This is a genomic window from Streptomyces sp. NPDC059828 (assembly GCF_042731955.1).
GTDB lineage: Bacteria > Actinomycetota > Actinomycetes > Streptomycetales > Streptomycetaceae > Streptomyces.
This window is the reverse complement of sequence record NZ_JBHWIW010000079.1, coordinates 1-19166: the sequence shown is the minus strand read 5'-3', so window position 1 is coordinate 19166 and position 19166 is coordinate 1. Positions and strand designations below refer to the sequence as shown.

The window sequence follows — 19166 nt, the reverse complement described above, 5'->3', positions numbered from 1 at the left end:
GACACCGGCTGCCCGGTGTCCGGCCCACGGCCGTCACTGCCCTTCGCGGGTCCCGTTTCGGGATCCCCGTACGGGACTACTTCTTGCGGCGGCGACCACCCGTGCTCTTCTGGGCCTTGCGGCGCTCCGCACGCGTCATGCCGTCCGACTCGGACCGCGCCGGCCCGTCATCGTTGGTGAAGTCGCCCTCGACGATCCCACCCTCGCCGTCGACCGTCGGCGCGGAGAAGTGGAGCCGGTCCGGGCGCTGCGGGGCGTCCAGGCCCTTGGCGCGGATCTCGGGGCGTCCGGCGCCGGCGGGCACCGCGTCCTCCTTCGTGAGGGAGGCCTTCTCGGCCGCGTCCTGCACGGGGACCTCCTCGACCTGCTGCTCGACCTGGACCTCCAGGTTGAACAGATAGCCGACGGACTCCTCCTTGATGCCGTCCATCATCGCGGTGAACATGTCGAAGCCCTCGCGCTGGTACTCGACCAGCGGGTCCTTCTGGGCCATCGCCCGCAGGCCGATGCCCTCCTGGAGGTAGTCCATCTCGTACAGGTGCTCGCGCCACTTGCGGTCCAGCACGGACAGCACCACGCGCCGCTCCAGCTCGCGCATGATGTCCGAACCGAGCTGCTTCTCGCGCTCGTCGTACTGCTCGTGGATGTCGTCCATGATGGACTCGGAGATGAACTCGGCGGTGATACCCGCCCGGTCCCCTGCCGCGTCCTCGAGCTCCTCGACGGTGGCCTTCACCGGGTAGAGCTGCTTGAAGGCGCCCCACAGGCGGTCCAGGTCCCAGTCCTCGGCGAAGCCCTCGACGGTCTCCGCCTGGACGTACGCCTCGATGGTGTCGTCCATGAAGTGGTGGATCTGCTCGCGCAGGTCCTCACCCTCCAGCACCCGGCGGCGTTCGGCGTAGATGACCTTGCGCTGACGGTTGAGCACGTCGTCGTACTTCAGGACGTTCTTACGCGTCTCGAAGTTCTGCTGCTCGACCTGCGACTGGGCGGACGCGATCGCCCGCGTCACCATCTTGTTCTCGATCGGCACATCGTCCGGAACATTGGCCATGGACATGACCCGCTCGACCATCTGCGCCTTGAACAGACGCATCAGGTCGTCGCCGAGCGAGAGGTAGAAGCGGGACTCACCCGGGTCGCCCTGACGGCCGGAGCGACCACGCAGCTGGTTGTCGATGCGCCTCGACTCGTGCCGCTCGGTACCCAGCACGTACAGGCCGCCGAGCGACTTGACCTCCTCGAACTCCGCCTTGACGGCCTGCTCGGCCTTGTCCAGGGCGGCGGGGAGGGCCGCGGCCCACTCCTCGACGTGCTCGAAGGGGTCGAGGCCCTGCTGGCGCAGCTCCGCCTCGGCGAGGTCGTCCGGGTTACCTCCGAGCTTGATGTCCGTACCACGGCCGGCCATGTTCGTGGCGACCGTGACCGCGCCCTTGCGGCCGGCCTGGGCCACGATCGAGGCCTCACGCTCGTGCTGCTTGGCGTTGAGCACCTCGTGCTGGATACCGCGCTTGCTGAGCTGCTGGGAGAGGTACTCGGACTTCTCGACCGACGTCGTACCGACGAGGATCGGCTGGCCCTTCTCGTGCTTCTCCGCGATGTCGTCGACGACGGCCTCGAACTTGGCCACCTCGGTGCGGTAGATCAGGTCCGACTGGTCCTTGCGGACCATCGGCCGGTTCGTCGGGATGGGCACGACGCCGAGCTTGTAGATCTGGTGGAACTCGGCGGCCTCGGTCATGGCCGTACCGGTCATTCCGGAGAGCTTGCCGTACAGGAGGAAGAAGTTCTGCAGGGTGATGGTGGCGAGCGTCTGGTTCTCGTCCTTGATGTCCACCCCTTCCTTCGCCTCGATCGCCTGGTGCATGCCTTCGTTGTAGCGGCGGCCGGCGAGGATGCGGCCGGTGTGCTCGTCGACGATCATGACTTCGCCGTCGATGACGACGTAGTCCTTGTCCTTCTTGAAGAGCTCCTTGGCCTTGATGGCGTTGTTCAGGTAGCCCACAAGCGGGGTGTTCACCGACTCGTAGAGGTTGTCGATGCCCAGCCAGTCCTCGACCTTGGAGACGCCGCTCTCATGGATGGCGACGGTGCGCTTCTTCTCGTCGACCTCGTAGTCCCCGGTCTCCTCGATGCCCTTCATCGGGTTTCCGGCCTCGCCCTTGGTGAGGCGGGTGACCAGCTTGGCGAAGTCGCCGTACCACTTGGTCGCCTGGTCGGCCGGACCGGAGATGATCAGCGGGGTACGGGCCTCGTCCACGAGGATCGAGTCGACCTCGTCGACGATCGCGAAGTTGTGGCCGCGCTGGACGAGCTCCTCCTGGGACCACGCCATGTTGTCGCGCAGGTAGTCGAAGCCGAACTCGTTGTTGGTGCCGTACGTGATGTCGCAGGCGTACTGCTCGCGGCGCTGGGCCGGGGTCATGTTGGCCAGGATGCAGCCGACGGACAGCCCGAGGAACCTGTGCACCCGGCCCATCATCTCGGAGTCGCGCTCGGCCAGGTAGTCGTTGACCGTGATCAGGTGGACGCCCTTGCCCGAGAGCGCGTTCAGATACGCGGGGAGCGTGCCGACGAGGGTCTTGCCCTCACCGGTCTTCATCTCGGCGACATAGCCGAGGTGCAGTGCGGCACCGCCCATGAGCTGCACGTCGTAGTGACGCTGGCCGAGGACGCGCTTGGCCGCCTCACGGACGGTCGCGAAGGCTTCGGGGAGCAGGTCGTCCAGGCTCTCGCCGTCTGCGTAGCGCTCCTTGTACTCATCGGTGAGCGCCCGCAGCTCGGCGTCCGAGAGGCTGGCGAAGTCCTCTTCGACGGAGTTGACCTGGTCCGCGATGCGGTGCAGTTTGCGCAGGATCTTACCTTCGCCTGCACGCATGAGCTTGTTGAAGACGGACACTGGGGCGGGTCTCCTTGCCGGTCGGGCCTGGCACTGGGTCGTGTGACGGACACTGGCGCGGGCACGGCAGGTAGGCCCCACCGCACCGGCCATCGTAAGCGAGGACACCGCCACGCCGGGAGGTCCTCCCCCGGGGCACGCCCAGCGGTGTCCGGGGAACCCGGCAGCGAAGCCGAGTACCGCTCATCAAGATGAACGCCCGGGGGGCCCGGAAGGTGCCGCCTCATCCCGAAAAGTGTTCGCATGGGAGACGGACGGTGACAAGAATCCCCGCATGGAGCCTGTTCACCTCACCACCGAGCGACTGGAACTGCGTGCGTTCACGGCGGACGACACCGAGGACCTGTGCGCGGCGTATCAGGACCCCGTCATCCAGCGCTGGACCCCCGCCCTCCCCATCCCGTACGAAAGGGACCACGCGGCGGACTTCATCGGCCTGACCGTGCCGAACGGCTGGCGCGACGACACGTCCTACGCCTTCTGCGTACGCCCGCGCGGCGGTGGCCCGCTGATCGGCTCGGCAGGTCTGCACCACCCGCGCGAAGGCGGATGGGAGATCGGATACTGGACGGCCGCCGAGCACCGGGGCCGCGGCTACGCCACCGAGACAGCCCTGGCGCTGGCGCGCTGGGCCTTCACCGAGCTCGGGTGCGTGCGCCTGGAGTGGCGTGCCGAGGTGGGCAACGCGGCATCCCTCGCCGTGGCCGAGAAGGCGGGCTTCACGGTCGAGGGCGTCGTTCGCGCGGGCATGCAGTCCCGGGGGACGGTCCGGGACAGCCTGGTCGCCTCACTGCTTCCTTCGGATCTGGGACTGGCGCCGCCGGTGCCCTACGTGCCGGCCCCAGCTGTCAGAGGCTCCGTCTAGGGTGCGGAGCATGTCCACTCTGCCGCCCGTGCCGCCCGCTGCCGCCGAACTGTCCGCCGACGAGGCCCGCCGTATCGCGCTGCGCGCCCAGGGCTTCATCGGAGCCCCGGACCGCAAGGGCGGCGTGCGCGGGGTGCTGCGCCACCTCGGGGCGGTCCAGCTCGACACGATCTCGGTGCTGGCGCGCTCGCACGAGCTGATTCCCTACGCCCGGCTGGGGGCGGTCGGCCGGGGGACGGTCGAGGACGCCTACTGGACCGAGACCCACGCCTTCGAGTACTGGTCGCACGCGGCGTGCATCCTGCCCGTCGAGGAGTGGCCGCACTTCGCCTTCCGCCGTCGCGCCTACCGCGACCGTCCCCACTGGGGCCACGAGCTGCCGGACGGGTCCTATGACGCGGTGATCAAGCAGCTTCGCGCCGAGGGCCCGCTCACGGCGACCGAGCTGGGCGGCGCCAAGAACGGCGGCGAGTGGTGGGACTGGTCCGCCTCGAAGGTGGCCGTCGAGCGGGCGCTGATGCACGGCGAAGTGGTGTGCACCGAGCGGCGCGGCTGGAAGCGGGTCTACGACCTGGCCGAGCGCGCGATCCCGGACGCGCTGCTCCATGACGAGCTGGACGACCGCGAGTGCCTGCGACGCCTGGTGCGCCTTGCCGGGCAGTCCCTGGGTGTGGGCACACGCGCGGACATCGCGGACTACCACCGGCTCAAGGCCGAGCAGTTCGACGCCGTGGTCGCCGACTCGGGTCTGGTGCCGGTCCGTGTCGAGGGCTGGGACAGGCCCGCGTGGGCCGACCCCGGTGCTCTGGCGAGCGAGCCGCGCGGCAGGCACCGTACGACGCTGCTGTCGCCGTTCGACTCACTGGTCTGGGAGCGCGCCCGCACCGAGCGGATCTTCGGATTCACTCACCGGCTGGAGGCGTATGTCCCCAAGCCGAAGCGGGTGTACGGGTATTTCGCGATGCCTCTGCTTTCGGGCGGCAGGCTGCTGGGCCGCGTCGATCCGGCCCGTGAGGGCACGACGCTGGTGGCCCGGCAAGTCTCTCTGGAGGGGCCCAAGGCGGTCGGGCCGATGGCCAAGGCCCTGCGTGAGGCGGCCGAATGGGTGGGCTGCGACTCGGTGCGGGTCGAGCGCGTCGACCACCCCGGTCTCGCCGCGCCGCTGGTGGCGGCCCTGGACTGAGACGCGCCGCGCTCACGGCTCCGGTCAGCGGATCTCGAGGATCTTCTCGCGCATCGCGTAGACGACCGCTTCCATCCGGGAGTGGAGCTGGAGCTTCTCCAGGATGTTGCGCACATGGTTCTTCACGGTGTTCTCGGAGATGAACAACTCCTTGGCGATGTCACGGTTGTTCATCCCCGTGGCCACCAGCTTGAGCACCTCCAGCTCCCGTTCGGTCAGCCGGGGCGCGGGGACCAGCCGGCGCTCGTCGGTGCGCTGGATCATCGACTTGAACTCGGTGAGGAGCTTGGAGGCCATCGAGGGACTGATCTGCGACTGGCCGTCGGCGACGGCTCGGATCGCGGTGGAGACCTCGTCCGTGGAGATCTCCTTGAGGAGATAGCCCGTGGCACCGGCCTTGATCGCGTCGTAGAGGTCGGCCTCCTCGTCGCTGATCGTCAGCATGATGATCTTCGCACTGGGAGCCACCTCCTTGATGGAGGTACAGGCCTCGATCCCGCCGCGCTTCGGCATCCGCACATCCATCAGCACGATGTCCGGCAGCAGATCGGCCGCCTTGTCGACGGCTTCCGCGCCGTCCCCGGCCTCGCCGACGACCTGGATGTCCTCCTCCTGGGCGAGCACGATCTCCAGCCCCCGGCGGAAGAGCGCGTGGTCGTCCACCACGAGCACCCGGATCGGCTCCCTGCGGGAGGCATCCGCCAGCGCGGCGTCCGCGCTCTCGGTGCCGCTCCTGGCCTGCACCGGCCCGAAGCTGTCCGCCATCGTTCCTCCCCCTGAGGCCGTGGCCCGGGTCATCTACGCTCCACCAACCTGGGTCGGCAGCGCACCGGTTGGCTCGGATCGCCATGATTTCATGCCCGCACCACGGCGCGGTGGTCCCTCGGTGGCACGGTGATGCCCCTGGGGGCGCACTGGAGCGCTCCAGGGGCACCAACCACCAGACGAGGGGCGACGGGATCAGCCGCCGAGCGCACCACCGGCGCCGCCCGATTCGCCACCGGCGAACGGATCGGTGTTCAGGTGGATCACACCGTAGTCATAGGCGTGCCGCCGGTAGACGACACTGGGCTCCTTGGTCTCGGAGTCGACGAACAGATAGAAGTCGTGCCCGACCAACTCCATTTCGTAGAGCGCCTGGTCGAGCGACATCGGAGCGGCGGTGTGGGTCTTCTCGCGGACCACCAGCGGGCCTTCGCCCTGCACTGCGAGCGAGCCGATCGTGGTGGTGGGAATGCCTTCGGTCTTCTCCTCGGAGACGGGCTGGCCGTTTCCGTTCAACTGGGCGACGCCGGGCACGACATCCGCGACCTCGGCGGCCGACAGCCGGCCGTTGCCCCGGCGCGTGTGGCGCTTGTCGTGCTGCTTGCGCAGCCGCCCCTCAAGCTTGGCCGTGGCCAGGTCGAGCGCCGCGTACGGGTCGGCGGCTGACGCCTCTGCCCGGATCACCGGTCCCCGTGAGTAAAGGGTGATCTCCACGCGGTCGGAACGGTCTGCCTGCCGCGGGTTGTGCTCCTTGGACACCTCGACGTCGAGGCTGATCACCTTGCCGTCGAACTTCTGGATCTTGTCCAGCTTCAGCTTCTCGGTCACGTGCTTGCGGAACCGCTCCGGCACCTCGGTCTTGCGGCCCTTGACGACGATGTCCACGCAGAACTCCGTTCCCGGATAGCTCCGCTTGCGCTGCGGAGCGTCTCCCTCTTGCACCAGGCTCCGGTCTGCACCGGAGCCTCGGACTTGGTGACTTTCACCTCCTCCTCCCCCATCGGCAAGATCTCCACCCCACCAATTTCGAGGTTCACGTTTGCACCATGAACACCCGGCCGTAACTCGGCCATTTATTCGAAGGAGACCAGAGTTCACCAGTCCTCTTCACCCGAACATAGCTCGCCCCGGCCGTTGTCGGCACCCGCTACCAGCGCGTACGTGCGATCAGGTCAAATTGCTCATCACTGGCTGCAACGTCCAGGCCACCGGGTCGGTTCCGCAGACCGGTGAACGACAGGGCCGGTGCCGCAACGACGGCCCCGACGGCAGCCGCCGGACAGCGGGGCTGCGCGGCAGCCAGCGCCCGCGCCGCCTCCGCCAGCGAGGCGCCCGTCGTCATCAGATCGTCCACCAGCACGACTCTGCGGCCTTCCAGCAACCGCTCGGCACCGGGGACCACCTCCAGAGCCCCCGCCATGTTCGCCAGCCTCAGGCGGGCCGTGAGGCCCGACTGATCCGCCACCGGACGGCACTGCCGCAGCACAGGCAGCGCCCGCGCACGGACCCCGCCACGGCGCAGCACCCGCGCCGCCGCCACCGCGACACGTCGTGCCGCGTCCTGTCCACGCGCCCGCACCGCGTGCCGCGCCGACGGCACGGGCACGAGCAGAAGTGGCGCCGGCTCACCCGGCGCCTGCGCCACCGCCGCCCGCACAGCCCCCGCCAGGGCCCCGCCGAGCGGTCCCGCGAGTCCCAGGCAGCCGCGCTCCTTGTGCGCCAGCAGAAGGGCCCGTACGGCGTCCTCGTAGCGAGCCGCGGCGAAGACCGAAGGCAGTCCCGCCGGCTCGGGACAGGGCCGCACCCGCCGCGGCCCCCGGCCGCTCAGCCGCCCGGCACACTCCTCGCACAGCGGCATACGAGGACATCCGCAGCCGGGGCAGGCCACGGGCAACACCAGCCCGGCGATCTCCTGCCAAAAGCCCCGCATGATGCCCACTGTGCCGTGGCGGGGAGAACCCCGCCACCCCTGTGGACAACTGCCCGGGGCTCGCCGTCGCTTATCGCCCGCTACCCCGGGTAGACGGGTGAAGAGCCCTTGTCGATCATCGTCTGCCAGTTCGCGGACGGCGCCAGCCGCACCAGCCCGTCCTCGGAGACCGCCACCAGCGGCTGCTCCTCGTCATCGGTGGCGGCGACGGCGGACACCTTGTTCAGCCCCGGCACACCCCCGGCAGGCGACAGGGAGCCGTCCGTGGCGATGTACCGCACCTGCTGCACGCCCCCCGCCTCCTTGCCGACCACCACGAGCCTGCTCGGCCCCGCCCATGACACCGCGGTCACACCCTCCAGCCGCGGCGCCGCCGACTGCAGGTCGACCACCGAGAACGCCGTGGCCCCGTCCGCGTCCGTCCTGCGCTCGATCCGGCCGATCTTCAGAGAGCTCTTGCCGTCCTTCGTGAGCTGCAGCGCTATGCGCACGCCGTCGGCGGACACCCGCAGCGACTCGATCCGGGCACCGTCGAGCCCTTCGGTACTCACTTCCTGCGGCGTACCCCGGCCGCCCGCGAAGCGCAGCAGCCTCGGCCCGGCAGGGTTGCGGTCGGCGACCCAGAGATCGCTGCGGTCCCAGCTCGGGGCCGACAGCCGATCCTCCGGCTTGATGCCGGTACTGCTCACCAAGGGGGCCCCGAGCTTCTCGTCGGAGATGATCGAGGCGGCGTGGAGGTGCCGGCCGTCCTGGGAGACGGCCGCCGCGCGCTGTTCGTTGCGGGCGACCGCGAGGGTGCCTATGTGCAGCTCACCCGTGCCGAACGGTCCCCGCACCGTGGACTTGTCCGGAGTCCCCGTCGGTGCCACGACGGCCATCCGCCCGTCCTCGTCGACGAAGTACACGTTGTCCGCGCGGGCCGATGAGCGCACCGGGGCGGAACCCTCCGCCTGGTCGGCGCTGAGCACACACAGGGTGCGGCCGTCGGAACCCTGCAACTGCACCTGCTCGACACGCGGCGAGGTCAGACCGCGCAGGGTGAGGAGCACCAGCGTGGCCATCTTCTGGCACGCCGTGCGCCCCACGTGGGAGGCCTTCTCGTTGAGCGGCAGCTTCAGGACGTTCTGGTCGTCCGGCGTCAGGGTCGTGGTGCCCGCCTTGAGCGCGGTGCCCTTGGGGAAGGGGGAGGTGACCACCGGCCTGAGCCAGGTCGTCGGCCCGTCGAAGAGGGACGACACGGTCTGCGCGACCGGGTCCATCCGGGTGACCGGATCCTGCCGCTGCCGGATGTAGACCGGGTCCGCGACCACCGACTGCTGGCCGGGAGCGAAGTAGTACCGGTTGACGGAACCGTAGTTGCGCTGGAAGTCGCTCTCCCCGAGCAGCAGCCCGCGCGGAGCGTAGTCGATGCGCCACTCCTTGTCCTTGCCGTCCGGTCCGCCCTGCTGGACCAGACGCAGGAAACCCCGGTACTGGGTCGGCGGCACCGCCGCGTACGCGTTCCGGTCCACCCTGGCGATCTGCTCGCCGGAGAGCGTGTAGCTGCGGCTGGACGCGTTCTTCTCCGCGGTGGACAGGTCCCACTCCGGTGCCTCGGTCAGCACCGTCGTCAGCTCCTGCGGCTTCCATTCCTTGGCGGCCCGCTTGGTCAGGTACTTGCGTGCCGTCGCGAAGCTCGGATCGTCACTCGTCATGGCCTCGAGGAAGCCGTCGACGATCTCCTGGGGCTCGGCGCCCTCGCGGGGGGCCACGGCGAGCACCCGTACCTTCGAATCCACCCCCTGGGTGGCCTTCACCTGCTCGACATCCCCGCTGTCCGGCATCGACGCGCACCCACCCAGCAGCAGTGCCGCACAGGTGGGCAGCGCGGCGGTCCGCATCACGCGCCCACGGCCGTGACGACGACGCTCAGCGCCCACGAGTCGAGTCCTCCCCCTCCGGGATCCGTGCGGCGCCGTCGCCGTCACTCTTACGCTCACTTGCCTGGCTCGTCTGGCGCGCCACGACCCGCGCACCGCTGCCCGGCAGTGCCGTGGGGTCCACCGGCGCCGACGGCTGGGCACGCGGAGGCGCCAGCGGCGCCCGGGCGGCCATCGATATCGGCGAGCGATCCCCGACGGGCTGCGACGGCACGGTCGCCAGCCGCAGGGCGTTCTCACCGTTACCCGCACCGGAGGCGCCCTGCCGGGCGCGCCGGGAGTCCTCGGGCTCCAGGGGTATCGGGGAACCGCGCAGCGGCTCGTCCGCGGTACGCGGCAGGGTGAGCCGGAACTGCGAGCCGCCGCCCGCCTCGCCCCAGGCCTGGAGCCAGCCGCCGTGCAGCCGTGCGTCCTCGACGGCGATGGACAGGCCGAGGCCCGTGCCGCCGGTGGTCCGCGCCCGGGCCGGGTCAGCCCGCCAGAAGCGGTTGAACACGCGGGTCGCCTCGCCCGGCTTCAGCCCCACGCCGTAGTCCCGCACGGCCACCGCGACCGCTCCGCCCGCGGCTGCCAGCCGTACGACCACATCACGTCCTTCGCCGTGTTCGACGGCGTTGACGACCAGATTGCGCAGGACCCGCTCGATGCGCCGGGGGTCGGCTTCCGCGACCACGGGCTGCTCGTCGCCGACGACCCGGATACGGGTGCCCTTGCGCTCGGCCAGCGGCTCGGCACCGCCGATGACCCGGCGTACCACGTCCCGGAGGTCTATGGGTTCGGCGTCCAGCGCCGCGGCGCCCGCGTCGAAACGGCTGATCTCCAGCAGGTCGGCGAGCAGCGACTCGAAGCGGTCCAGCTGGTCCCCGAGAAGTTCCGCGGACCGGGCCGTCACCGGGTCGAAGTCCGCCCGGGCCTCGTGGATGACGTCCGCCGCCATCCGCACGGTGGTCAGCGGGGTGCGCAGCTCGTGCGAGACGTCCGAGACGAACCGCCGCTGCATCCGGGACAGGTCCTCCATCTGCTGGATCTTGTGCTGGAGGTTCTGCGCCATCTTGTTGAAGGCCTCGCCCAGCCTGGCGATGTCGTCCTCGCCGGAGACCTTCATCCGCTCCTGGAGGCGTCCGGCGGAGAGCCGCTCCGCGATCCCCGCGGCCATCCGCACGGGCGTCACGACCTGCCGCACCACCAGCCACGCGATCGCGCCGAGCAGCACGACCACGAAGAGCCCCGCGGTCGCCAGCGTCCCCTTGACGAGGCTCAGCGACTCGTCCTCCTGGGTCAGCGGGAAGAGGTAGTACAGCTCGTAGGCGTTGCCGGCGACGTCATTGAGGCGCTTGCCGACGACCAGACCGGCCTCCGGCGCCTTCGGCGGCGAGTACTTGATGTCGACGTACGTCTGGAACGTGCCCGTGCCCTGCGCGACGGAGTCACGCAGGCCCTGGGGAATGCTCCTCAGTTCCACATCGCCGGACGCGCGCGGTCCGCGGTTCGTGCCCGCGTCGTCCGAATCCGGGCTGAGCGCCACCACGTGGTACGCGCCCTGGCCACCGCTGGACAGCTGCTCCACCAGCTCGGAACGCCAGTTCACGGCGCCCCGGTCGGGCCTGCCGTCGGTCGCGTCGCCGTCGGGGCCGCCGAGCGCGACCGGACCGCTGGCCTTTTCCTGGGCCGCGGCGAAGCCTCCGGCGGCCTGGCTCTGCGCCGCCTGCTCCTTCGCGTCCAGGAGTCCGTTGCGGACCTGGCCGATCACGACAAGCCCGAGCAGCAGGACCACTCCGAGCGACATCAGCAGGGTGCTGACCACCACACGTAGCTGGATGTTCCGCCGCCACAGCCGGATGGCCGGAAGCAGCGGACGACGGATCCAGCGCATGGTGAGCCGGAGCACCGGTCCACCCGGCGCTCCGTCCTGGAACACCCTGCCTATGCGCGAAGGCCCGGGACCCGGTCCGGCAGCCCGCCCCGTACGGACTCCCGGCCCCCCGGGTTTCGGAGCAGTGCTGCCCACGGTCATGTCAGCTCGGTCCTGCCTTGTAGCCGACGCCACGGACGGTCACCACGATCTCCGGACGCTCCGGGTCCTTCTCGACCTTGGAGCGCAGCCGCTGCACGTGCACGTTCACCAGCCTGGTGTCGGCGGCGTGGCGGTAGCCCCACACCTGCTCGAGCAGCACCTCACGGGTGAACACCTGCCACGGCTTGCGGGCCAGCGCGACCAGCAGATCGAACTCGAGCGGGGTCAGCGCGATCGACTGCCCGTCCCGCTTCACGGAGTGACCCGCCACGTCGATGACCAGGTCGCCGATGGTGAGCTGCTCGGGAGCCGGTTCCTCCGACCTGCGCAGCCGCGCCCTGATCCGGGCCACGAGCTCCTTCGGCTTGAACGGCTTCACGATGTAGTCGTCCGCGCCGGACTCCAGCCCGACGACCACGTCCACGGTGTCGCTCTTGGCGGTGAGCATCACGATGGGCACACCAGACTCGGCCCTGATCAGCCGGCACACCTCGATGCCGTCCCTGCCGGGCAGCATGAGGTCAAGCAGTACCAGGTCCGGTTTGGCCTCACGGAAAGCGGCGAGGGCCTTGTCGCCGTCCGCTACGAACGACGGCTCGAACCCTTCACCACGCAGCACGATCCCGAGCATCTCGGCAAGTGCGGTGTCGTCATCGACGACAAGGACGCGTCCCTTCATATTCGACATCATCCCATTAGCTCATCGAGACCTGGCGTGACCTGGCACACAGCTCCGCCAGCCGGGCCATGGTAACGGGCGACGCCACCCCTTCCTCAGTGACGACAGCGGTCACCAGCTCGGGCGGTGTGACATCGAACGCAGGGTTGTACACCTGTGACGCGTACATGTCTGAGACCTCCTGTCCCGACCGCTGCTCGACCTCTATCGACGCCCCGTCCGGGGTACCCAGATCCACCGTGGTGGTAGGCGCCACCACGATGAACGGCACATGGTGGTACTTGGCCAGCACCGCCAGCGGATAGCTCCCCACCTTGTTGGCGACGGAGCCGTCGGCGGCGATCCGATCCGCTCCGATCAGCACCGCGTCCACCTGCCCCGCCGCGAACAGCGAGCCCGCCGCGTTGTCCGTGAGCAGCCGGTACGCCACCCCGTGCGCATCGGCCTCGTAGGCGGTGAGCCGGGCGCCCTGGAGCAGCGGACGTGTTTCGTCCACCCACAGTGTGCGCAGCCGGCCCGCGCGGTGCGCGGCGAGCGCCACGGCGAAAGCCGTGCCCTGACCGCCCGAGACCAGTCGCCCGGTGTTGCAGTGCGTCAGTATGCGGTGGTCACCGGCCGGGAGCAGCTCCTCGAGCAGGGCGAGACCGTGGCCCGCCATACGCGCGCTGGCCTCGGCGTCCTCCCGGTGCAGGGCCTCCGCGGCGGCGAGTGCGGCGGCCGCCGCCTCCCGCGCACCGGCTCCCGCTCCCACCGCGTCCCGATGCGCGCCGGCCGCCCGCCGCACCCCGTGACCCAGGTTCACCGCGGTGGGCCGCGCTCCTTCCAGCGCGGCAGCCGCCTCTTCGACGTCCTCACCGCGCACCGCCGCAAGCGCCACCCCGTACGCGCCCGCGATCCCCAGCAGCGGAGCCCCACGCACGGCAAGCGTCTGAATCGCCCGCACCAGCGCCGGGACGTCCCCGCAGACAAACTCGGCCTCCTCGGCCGGCAACCGGGTCTGATCGAGAAGAACCAGTACGGGTCCATCGGGGAGCTCGTCCCAACGCAGTGACGGCAGCGGGGCCTCCGCACCGTCCGGCACCTGAATGTGCTGATCAGCCATTCGCCCAGTCTGCCCGCTGCGGCAGCCACAATGAAGGCGGAAATGATGATCCACGCCCTGGCCCGCCGACGAGCAGCGCGTGGCACGATGGCTGCCGGCCTACCGCCACCCGGGCGGACAGGTGTCAGGACAGCGCAGGCTCGCCGAGCCGACCGCACAAGCACCCCACGAGGTGGACGACTGTGAACGACACTCCGGGCTGGGCAGCGCCCGGATCCGTGCCCGCCGACGGCCAGGACTCCGGAGTGCAGCAGCCCACCGGTGCGGCAGACCCCGCTTCGAAGTGGTCCGAGCAGCAGCCGCCCCCCGGTCAGTGGACCTCGCCCACGACTCCGGGCGGCGGGTCCCAGCCGCCGACACAGCCCGGCTGGGGCGGCACCCCGCGTCACGGCTGGGACACTCCACCCGCCGCGAAGCCCGGCGTGATCCCGCTGCGGCCCCTCGGTACGGGCGAGATCCTCGACGGTGCGGTGTCGACGCTGCGTGCGCACTGGCGCACCGTCCTGAGCATCACGATCACCCTGTCCGTCATCACACAGCTGGCCGACATCCTCATCCAGCGCTACCTGGTCCCCGCACCCCCGGCCACGAACCCGGACGCGACCCCGGAAGAAGCCCTCAACCAGGTCGTCGAGTCCACTCAGTCGAGCCTGATCGCCTCGCTCCCGGCCCTGGGCATCGGGCTGATCACCTCCATCATCATCACGGCGCTGCTCACCGTGGTGATCAGCCGCTCGGTGCTGGGCCGTCAGGTCAGCCTCGCCGATGCCTGGGCGGAGGCCCGGCCCCGGCTGCTCCAACTCCTCGGCCTGACCGTGCTGATCGTGCTGATCTGCGCGGGCACCGTCACCGTGGGGATCCTCCCCGGAGTGCTGCTCGACTCCGTCGGCCTGCGGGTGTTGGGCGTCCTCGCCGGTGTGCTCGTCACCATCTGGCTCTGGGTCCGCTTCGCCCTCGCCTCGCCCGCGCTGATGCTGGAGCGGCAGGGCATCCTGCCGTCCATGCGCCGCTCCGCCAAGCTGGTCCACGGTGCCTGGTGGAGGACCTTCGGCATCCTGCTGCTGGTGCTGGTGCTCACCTTCATCGTCTCGATGATCATCGCGACCCCGTTCACCCTGATCGCCTTCATAGTCGACGGCAACGGTCTGAACGCCATGTTCGACGGCACCACGCCCGAGTTCGGCTGGCCGTTCCTGATCATCACCGGTATCGGCGCCGTGATCACCTCCTCCATCACCTACCCGATCTCGGCCGGGGTCACGGTCCTCCTCTACGTGGACCAGCGCATCCGCCGCGAGGCACTCGACCTCGAACTGGCCCGGGCCGCCGGCATCCCCGGCTACGGCACGCCGACCACCGGCGACGCGACCACCGGGGGCTGACGACGTGTCCGTCACGGGGGGAACCATCACGGCGCGGCTGTTGCTGCCCCGCGCGGACGACGGACCCGGCGTACCGGTGGACATTCCCCGGGGCCCCGCCCGGGAGGCCGCCGAGCGGGAACTGTCCGAACCGATGTACCACGAGAACGACCCGAACCTGCTCCAGCGCGCCCTCGACCGCTTCTGGGAGTGGGTCAACGGCATCTTCGACACCGCGGCCGGGGCCACTCCGGGAGGAGTGGTCGGGCTTGTCGTGATCGTGCTGCTCGTCATCGCCCTGGCCGTGGCGCTCTGGTGGAGGTTGGGCGCCCCCCGGCGCAGCCCCACCACCGACGAGGCCCTCTTCGACGAGGGCCCCCGCAGCGCCGACCAGCACCGGGCCGCCGCCGATGAGCACGCCGCGGCCGGGCATTTCAACAGGGCTGTCCAGGAACGGATGCGGGCGATCGTCCGCGCCCTCGAGGAGCGTACTCTGCTCGACCCCCGCCCCGGACGCACCGCCGACGAGGCCGCCGCGGAGGCAGGACGACCGCTGCCCGACCACGCCGACGCCCTCCGTGACGCGGCACTGGCCTTCGACGACATCACATACGGGGGCCGCAGCGCCGACCAGCAGACGTATCTGCGTCTCAAGGACCTCGACAGCCAACTGGAGCGCACCAAGCCCCAGCTCAGCGCGGTCGCCCGGGGAGCAGCCGAATGAGCGCCCCCGTGACCGGGACGGGCCCTGCCGACCCCTCCACTTCCCTCTCCCTCAGCACCCACCAGATCTGGACCCGCACACGGGGCGTGCTGATCGTTCTCACCATCCTTGTCACCGCGGGAATCGCGCTCGCCGCCGTGCGCTCCGGTGACCAGCACGGCCGTCTGGACCCCCGCTCCGCGGACCGCCCGGGCAGCCGGGCGGTGGCCGAACTGCTCAAGCAGCGGGGGATCGACACCCGCGTGGTCACCACGCTCGACCAGGCCACCGAAGCCACCGGACCGGACACGACCCTCCTGGTGGCCACGCCCGACCTGCTGACCAAGCATCAACAGCAGTCGCTGCACACGGCCATGGCGCCCTCGGGCGGCCGCACCGTGCTGGTGGCCGCCGGGACCGCCTCGGTGGAGACACTCGCCCCCGGTGTGCGGGCCGAGACTCAGACCTCCGTCACCGCCCGCGAGCCCCGGTGCTCCTTCCCCGCCGCCCAGCGCGCCGGGACAGTGGACATCGGCGGTGAGCGCTACGCGACGGACGCGCTGCCGGGAACCCGGGCCTGCTACCCCAGCGACGGCCTCCCGAGCTTGCTCACGATCAAGAACCCGGGCAACGGCGACACGGTCCTGCTCGGCGCCCCTGACATCCTCTACAACGAGCGCCTCGGCGAACAGGGCAACGCCTCGCTCGCGCTCCAACTCCTCGGTTCCCGGCCTCATCTCGTCTGGTACCTCCCTTCGCTCAGTGATCAATCCGCTGCCGGTGATGGCGAGGACGGGTCCGGCGCGAGCGCCCTCGCCGAGTTGGTCCCCACCGGCTGGCTGTGGGGCACCCTCCAGCTCCTGATCGCCGCACTGCTCGCCGCCGTCTGGCGAGCCCGCCGCCTCGGACCACTGGTGACGGAGCGTCTGCCCGTCGCCATCCGCGCCTCCGAGTCGGTCGAAGGCCGAGCCCGCCTCTACCGCAAGGTGAACGCCCGCGACCGGGCCGCTGCCACGCTCCGCGCAGCCACCCGCTCCCGTCTCGCGCCACTGCTCGGCATCTCCCCAACGGACGCGCACTCACCCGAAGTCCTGCTCCCCGCCGTGTCCGCACATCTCCCGGCCGACGACTGGGACCTCGATGGCCTGCTCTTCGGCCCGGCTCCCGGCAATGACACCGCTCTGATCCACCTGGCCGACCAACTCGACGCCCTCGAAAGAGAGGTACGCACCTCATGAGCGCCCCGACCCCCGAGACCGCCACGACCGCCGCCAGCTCGGACAGCGCACGCGCCTCCCTGGAGGCCCTGCGAACCGAGATCGCGAAGGCCGTGGTCGGCCAGGACTCCGCAGTGACCGGGCTTGTCGTCGCCCTGCTCTGCCGCGGTCATGTGCTGCTCGAGGGAGTCCCCGGCGTAGCCAAGACACTCCTGGTCCGCGCACTTGCCGCCTCTCTCGAACTCGACACCAAGCGCGTCCAGTTCACGCCCGACCTGATGCCCAGCGATGTCACCGGTTCACTGGTCTACGACGCACGGACCGCGGAGTTCTCCTTCCAGCCAGGCCCGGTGTTCACCAACCTGCTGCTCGCCGACGAGATCAACCGGACACCACCGAAGACCCAGTCGTCGCTGCTCGAGGCCATGGAGGAACGCCAGGTCACAGTGGACGGAACCCCACGCCTGCTCCCCGATCCGTTCCTCGTCGCGGCGACCCAGAACCCGGTCGAGTACGAGGGCACATACCCCTTGCCCGAGGCCCAGCTGGACCGCTTCCTCCTCAAGCTGACCGTGCCACTGCCCTCACGCCAGGAGGAGATCAACGTCCTCGCCCGGCACGCCGACGGCTTCAACCCTCGTGACCTCCAGGCTGCGGGAATCCGTCCCGTAGCCGGACCCGCCGACCTCGCCGCGGCTCGCGCGGCTGTCGCGAAGACCTCGGTGTCCCCCGAGATCGCCGGCTATGTCGTCGATATCTGTCGTGCCACCCGTGAATCCCCCTCGCTCACCCTCGGTGTCTCCCCTCGTGGAGCAACCGCACTGCTTTCCACCGCCCGAGCCTGGGCCTGGCTCACTGGCAGGGACTACGTGACCCCCGACGATGTGAAGGCGCTCGCCCTTCCCACCCTGCGGCACCGCATCCAGCTGCGTCCCGAGGCGGAGATGGAGGGAATCACGCCTGATTCCGTCATCTCCGCGATCCTCACTCATGTCCCCGTCCCCCGCTGAGGCAGTGCACCATGGCCCTCACCGGACGAACCGCTCTGCTCGCCGCCCTCGGATCCATCCCCATCGGTGTCTTCGCACCCAGCTGGGCTGGAATCCTGGCGGTGAACGCTCCCCTCTCCGTAGCAATTCTGTGCGACTACGCCATGGCCGCACCAGTGCGCCGGCTCCAGTTCACCCGAAGTGGTGATACGTCAGTTCGACTCGGCGAGAGGGCGGAAGTCCAGCTCACCGTCACCAACCCTTCCGGCCGCCGTCTGCGTGCCGACCTCCGTGACGCCTGGCCGCCCAGCAGCTGGTTGCCGGGCACGGAGCAGGCCGCGTCGCGGAGCAAGGTCACGGTCCCGGCCGGCGAGCGCCGCCGGGTCTCGACGGTCCTGCGCCCCACGCGCCGCGGGGACCGTCACGCGGCACGCGTCACCGTCCGCTCGTACGGGCCACTCGGCCTCGCAGCACGCCAGGGAAACCACCACGTGCCCTGGGCTGTTCGCGTCCTGCCGCCCTTCACCAGCCGCAAGCACCTGCCATCGCGCCTCGCCCGGCTGCGCGAGCTGGACGGTCGCACCAGCGTGCTCACCCGTGGCGAAGGCACCGAGTTCGACAGCCTGCGTGACTATGTGCCCGGCGACGACACCCGCTCGATCGACTGGCGTGCCACTGCCCGCCAGAACACCGTCGCGGTCCGCACCTGGCGCCCCGAGCGCGACCGTCACATCCTCATCGTCCTCGACACCGGACGCACCTCGGCGGGCCGCGTGGGCAATGTGCCCCGTCTGGATGCGGCGATGGACGCAGCACTGCTTCTGACCGCGCTCGCGACACGGGCCGGGGACCGGGTGGACCTCCTGGCCTATGACCGCCGCACGCGGGCCCAGGTCCAGGGCCGGGCAGCCGGGGACGTGCTCCCCGCCATGGTCAATGCCCTGGCGCCGCTCGAACCCGAGCTGGTGGAGACGGACGCCCGCGGGCTCAGTGCCGCAGCACTCCGTCATGCACCACGTGGCTCGCTCATCGTCCTGATGACGAGCCTCGACGCCGCCCCGATCGAGGAGGGCCTCCTGCCGGTTCTTCCTCAGCTCACTCAGCGGCACACAGTCCTTCTGGCTGCCGTGACGGACCCTCACGTCGAGGAGATGGCGAGTGGCCGAGGCACTCTCGATGCTGTCTACGACGCCGCCTCCGGCGCGCAGGCGCAAGTCCAGCGCCGGCGTACCGCAGAGCAGCTCCAACGGCATGGCGTCACGGTCGTGGATGACACTCCGGACGATCTGGCTCCCGCAGTCGCGGACGCCTATCTCGCTTTGAAAGCAGCAGGCCGACTGTAGGAAGTCGGTATTCCTGGCCCCGTCACCGGGGCCAGGACCCTGTCCCGACTGGCCGTAAAACGCAGAAAAGCCCCGTACCGTGACCGGTACGGGGCTTTTCCCAAAGATTGTTCGGCGGTGTCCTACTCTCCCACAGGGTCCCCCCTGCAGTACCATCGGCGCTGAAAGGCTTAGCTTCCGGGTTCGAAATGTAACCG

Annotated in this window: 15 protein-coding genes and 1 rRNA gene; 7 read left to right on the top strand and 9 right to left on the bottom strand. The window is 70.0% G+C overall.

All coding sequences use genetic code 11. The features are described 5' to 3' along the window. Nucleotides 1-76 precede the first annotated feature (76 nt). A complete protein-coding gene (gene secA / locus ACFV6V_RS30170) occupies nucleotides 77-2899 on the bottom strand; it encodes a preprotein translocase subunit SecA (RefSeq protein ID WP_385571013.1) in 2823 nt (940 codons plus the stop codon). Between the two features lie 274 nt (nucleotides 2900-3173). On the opposite strand from secA, the gene ACFV6V_RS30165 reads away from it, so the two are divergent. Further along, the gene (locus ACFV6V_RS30165; protein ID WP_385571012.1) at nucleotides 3174-3764 is read left to right on the top strand and encodes a GNAT family N-acetyltransferase; all 591 of its coding nucleotides are present in this window, start codon (nucleotides 3174-3176) and stop codon (nucleotides 3762-3764) included. Between the two features lie 10 nt (nucleotides 3765-3774). Further along, the gene (locus tag ACFV6V_RS30160; RefSeq protein ID WP_385571011.1) at nucleotides 3775-4947 is read left to right on the top strand and encodes a winged helix-turn-helix domain-containing protein; all 1173 of its coding nucleotides are present in this window, start codon (nucleotides 3775-3777) and stop codon (nucleotides 4945-4947) included. Between the two features lie 24 nt (nucleotides 4948-4971). Here the strand turns inward: ACFV6V_RS30160 and ACFV6V_RS30155 are convergent, their stop codons facing one another. From ACFV6V_RS30155 to mtnA, 7 genes are all read right to left on the bottom strand, one after another. Next, the gene (locus ACFV6V_RS30155) at nucleotides 4972-5712 is read right to left on the bottom strand and encodes a response regulator (protein ID WP_385571010.1); all 741 of its coding nucleotides are present in this window, start codon (nucleotides 5710-5712) and stop codon (nucleotides 4972-4974) included. A gap of 195 nt (nucleotides 5713-5907) precedes the next feature. Next, on the bottom strand, nucleotides 5908-6597 hold the full coding sequence (gene hpf / locus ACFV6V_RS30150; protein ID WP_385571009.1) for a ribosome hibernation-promoting factor, HPF/YfiA family: 690 nt from the start codon (nucleotides 6595-6597) through the stop codon (nucleotides 5908-5910). A gap of 262 nt (nucleotides 6598-6859) precedes the next feature. After that, complete coding sequence (locus ACFV6V_RS30145; protein ID WP_385571008.1) at nucleotides 6860-7642, bottom strand: ComF family protein; 783 nt, start codon at nucleotides 7640-7642, stop codon at nucleotides 6860-6862. Nucleotides 7643-7722: 80 nt separating this feature from the next. Further along, entirely contained in the window at nucleotides 7723-9561 is a 1839-nt protein-coding gene (locus ACFV6V_RS30140; protein ID WP_385571007.1) for an LpqB family beta-propeller domain-containing protein, read from the bottom strand. Continuing rightward, the gene (gene mtrB / locus ACFV6V_RS30135; protein WP_385571006.1) at nucleotides 9551-11575 is read right to left on the bottom strand and encodes an MtrAB system histidine kinase MtrB; all 2025 of its coding nucleotides are present in this window, start codon (nucleotides 11573-11575) and stop codon (nucleotides 9551-9553) included. The genes ACFV6V_RS30140 and mtrB overlap by 11 nt, the downstream gene beginning before the upstream one ends. Nucleotide 11576: 1 nt before the next feature. Then, nucleotides 11577-12266: a two-component system response regulator MtrA gene (gene mtrA / locus ACFV6V_RS30130; protein ID WP_219852863.1), complete on the bottom strand. Its 690-nt coding sequence runs from the start codon at nucleotides 12264-12266 to the stop codon at nucleotides 11577-11579. A gap of 4 nt (nucleotides 12267-12270) precedes the next feature. Next, nucleotides 12271-13356, bottom strand: a complete 1086-nt coding sequence (gene mtnA, locus ACFV6V_RS30125) for an S-methyl-5-thioribose-1-phosphate isomerase (RefSeq protein ID WP_385571005.1) — start codon at nucleotides 13354-13356, stop codon at nucleotides 12271-12273. A gap of 182 nt (nucleotides 13357-13538) precedes the next feature. Here mtnA and ACFV6V_RS30120 point away from each other — a divergent pair, with 182 nt between their 5' ends. Genes ACFV6V_RS30120 through ACFV6V_RS30100 form a run of 5 tightly spaced genes read left to right on the top strand, consistent with a single transcriptional unit; the run spans nucleotide 13539 to nucleotide 18969 of the window. Then, on the top strand, nucleotides 13539-14738 hold the full coding sequence (locus ACFV6V_RS30120; protein ID WP_385571004.1) for a hypothetical protein: 1200 nt from the start codon (nucleotides 13539-13541) through the stop codon (nucleotides 14736-14738). A 4-nt stretch (nucleotides 14739-14742) separates the two neighbouring features. Next, entirely contained in the window at nucleotides 14743-15441 is a 699-nt protein-coding gene (locus tag ACFV6V_RS30115) for a DUF4129 domain-containing protein (protein WP_385571003.1), read from the top strand. Continuing rightward, nucleotides 15438-16658, top strand: a complete 1221-nt coding sequence (locus ACFV6V_RS30110; RefSeq protein ID WP_385571002.1) for a DUF4350 domain-containing protein — start codon at nucleotides 15438-15440, stop codon at nucleotides 16656-16658. The genes ACFV6V_RS30115 and ACFV6V_RS30110 overlap by 4 nt, the downstream gene beginning before the upstream one ends. Beyond that, nucleotides 16655-17647 carry an AAA family ATPase gene (locus ACFV6V_RS30105; RefSeq protein ID WP_385571001.1) on the top strand — a complete coding sequence of 331 codons (993 nt, stop codon included), beginning with the start codon at nucleotides 16655-16657 and terminating at the stop codon, nucleotides 17645-17647. The genes ACFV6V_RS30110 and ACFV6V_RS30105 overlap by 4 nt, the downstream gene beginning before the upstream one ends. Nucleotides 17648-17658: 11 nt before the next feature. After that, the gene (locus tag ACFV6V_RS30100; protein ID WP_385571000.1) at nucleotides 17659-18969 is read left to right on the top strand and encodes a DUF58 domain-containing protein; all 1311 of its coding nucleotides are present in this window, start codon (nucleotides 17659-17661) and stop codon (nucleotides 18967-18969) included. 109 nt (nucleotides 18970-19078) lie between these two features. Here the strand turns inward: ACFV6V_RS30100 and rrf are convergent. Continuing rightward, nucleotides 19079-19166, bottom strand: a 5S ribosomal RNA gene (gene rrf, locus ACFV6V_RS30095); the annotation flags it as partial.

Bases quoted from the DNA above. Each gene is read 5' to 3' on its own strand.
- ACFV6V_RS30165 (WP_385571012.1), top strand. From the start codon at position 3,174: ATGGAGCCTGTTCACCTCACCACCGAGCGACTGGAACTGCGTGCGTTC.
- ACFV6V_RS30160 (WP_385571011.1), top strand. From the start codon at position 3,775: ATGTCCACTCTGCCGCCCGTGCCGCCCGCTGCCGCCGAACTGTCCGCC.
- ACFV6V_RS30155 (WP_385571010.1), bottom strand. From the start codon at position 5,712: ATGGCGGACAGCTTCGGGCCGGTGCAGGCCAGGAGCGGCACCGAGAGC.
- ACFV6V_RS30145 (WP_385571008.1), bottom strand. From the start codon at position 7,642: ATGCGGGGCTTTTGGCAGGAGATCGCCGGGCTGGTGTTGCCCGTGGCC.
- mtrB (WP_385571006.1), bottom strand. From the start codon at position 11,575: ATGACCGTGGGCAGCACTGCTCCGAAACCCGGGGGGCCGGGAGTCCGT.
- mtrA (WP_219852863.1), bottom strand. From the start codon at position 12,266: ATGATGTCGAATATGAAGGGACGCGTCCTTGTCGTCGATGACGACACC.
- mtnA (WP_385571005.1), bottom strand. From the start codon at position 13,356: ATGGCTGATCAGCACATTCAGGTGCCGGACGGTGCGGAGGCCCCGCTG.
- ACFV6V_RS30110 (WP_385571002.1), top strand. From the start codon at position 15,438: ATGAGCGCCCCCGTGACCGGGACGGGCCCTGCCGACCCCTCCACTTCC.
- ACFV6V_RS30105 (WP_385571001.1), top strand. From the start codon at position 16,655: ATGAGCGCCCCGACCCCCGAGACCGCCACGACCGCCGCCAGCTCGGAC.
- ACFV6V_RS30100 (WP_385571000.1), top strand. From the start codon at position 17,659: ATGGCCCTCACCGGACGAACCGCTCTGCTCGCCGCCCTCGGATCCATC.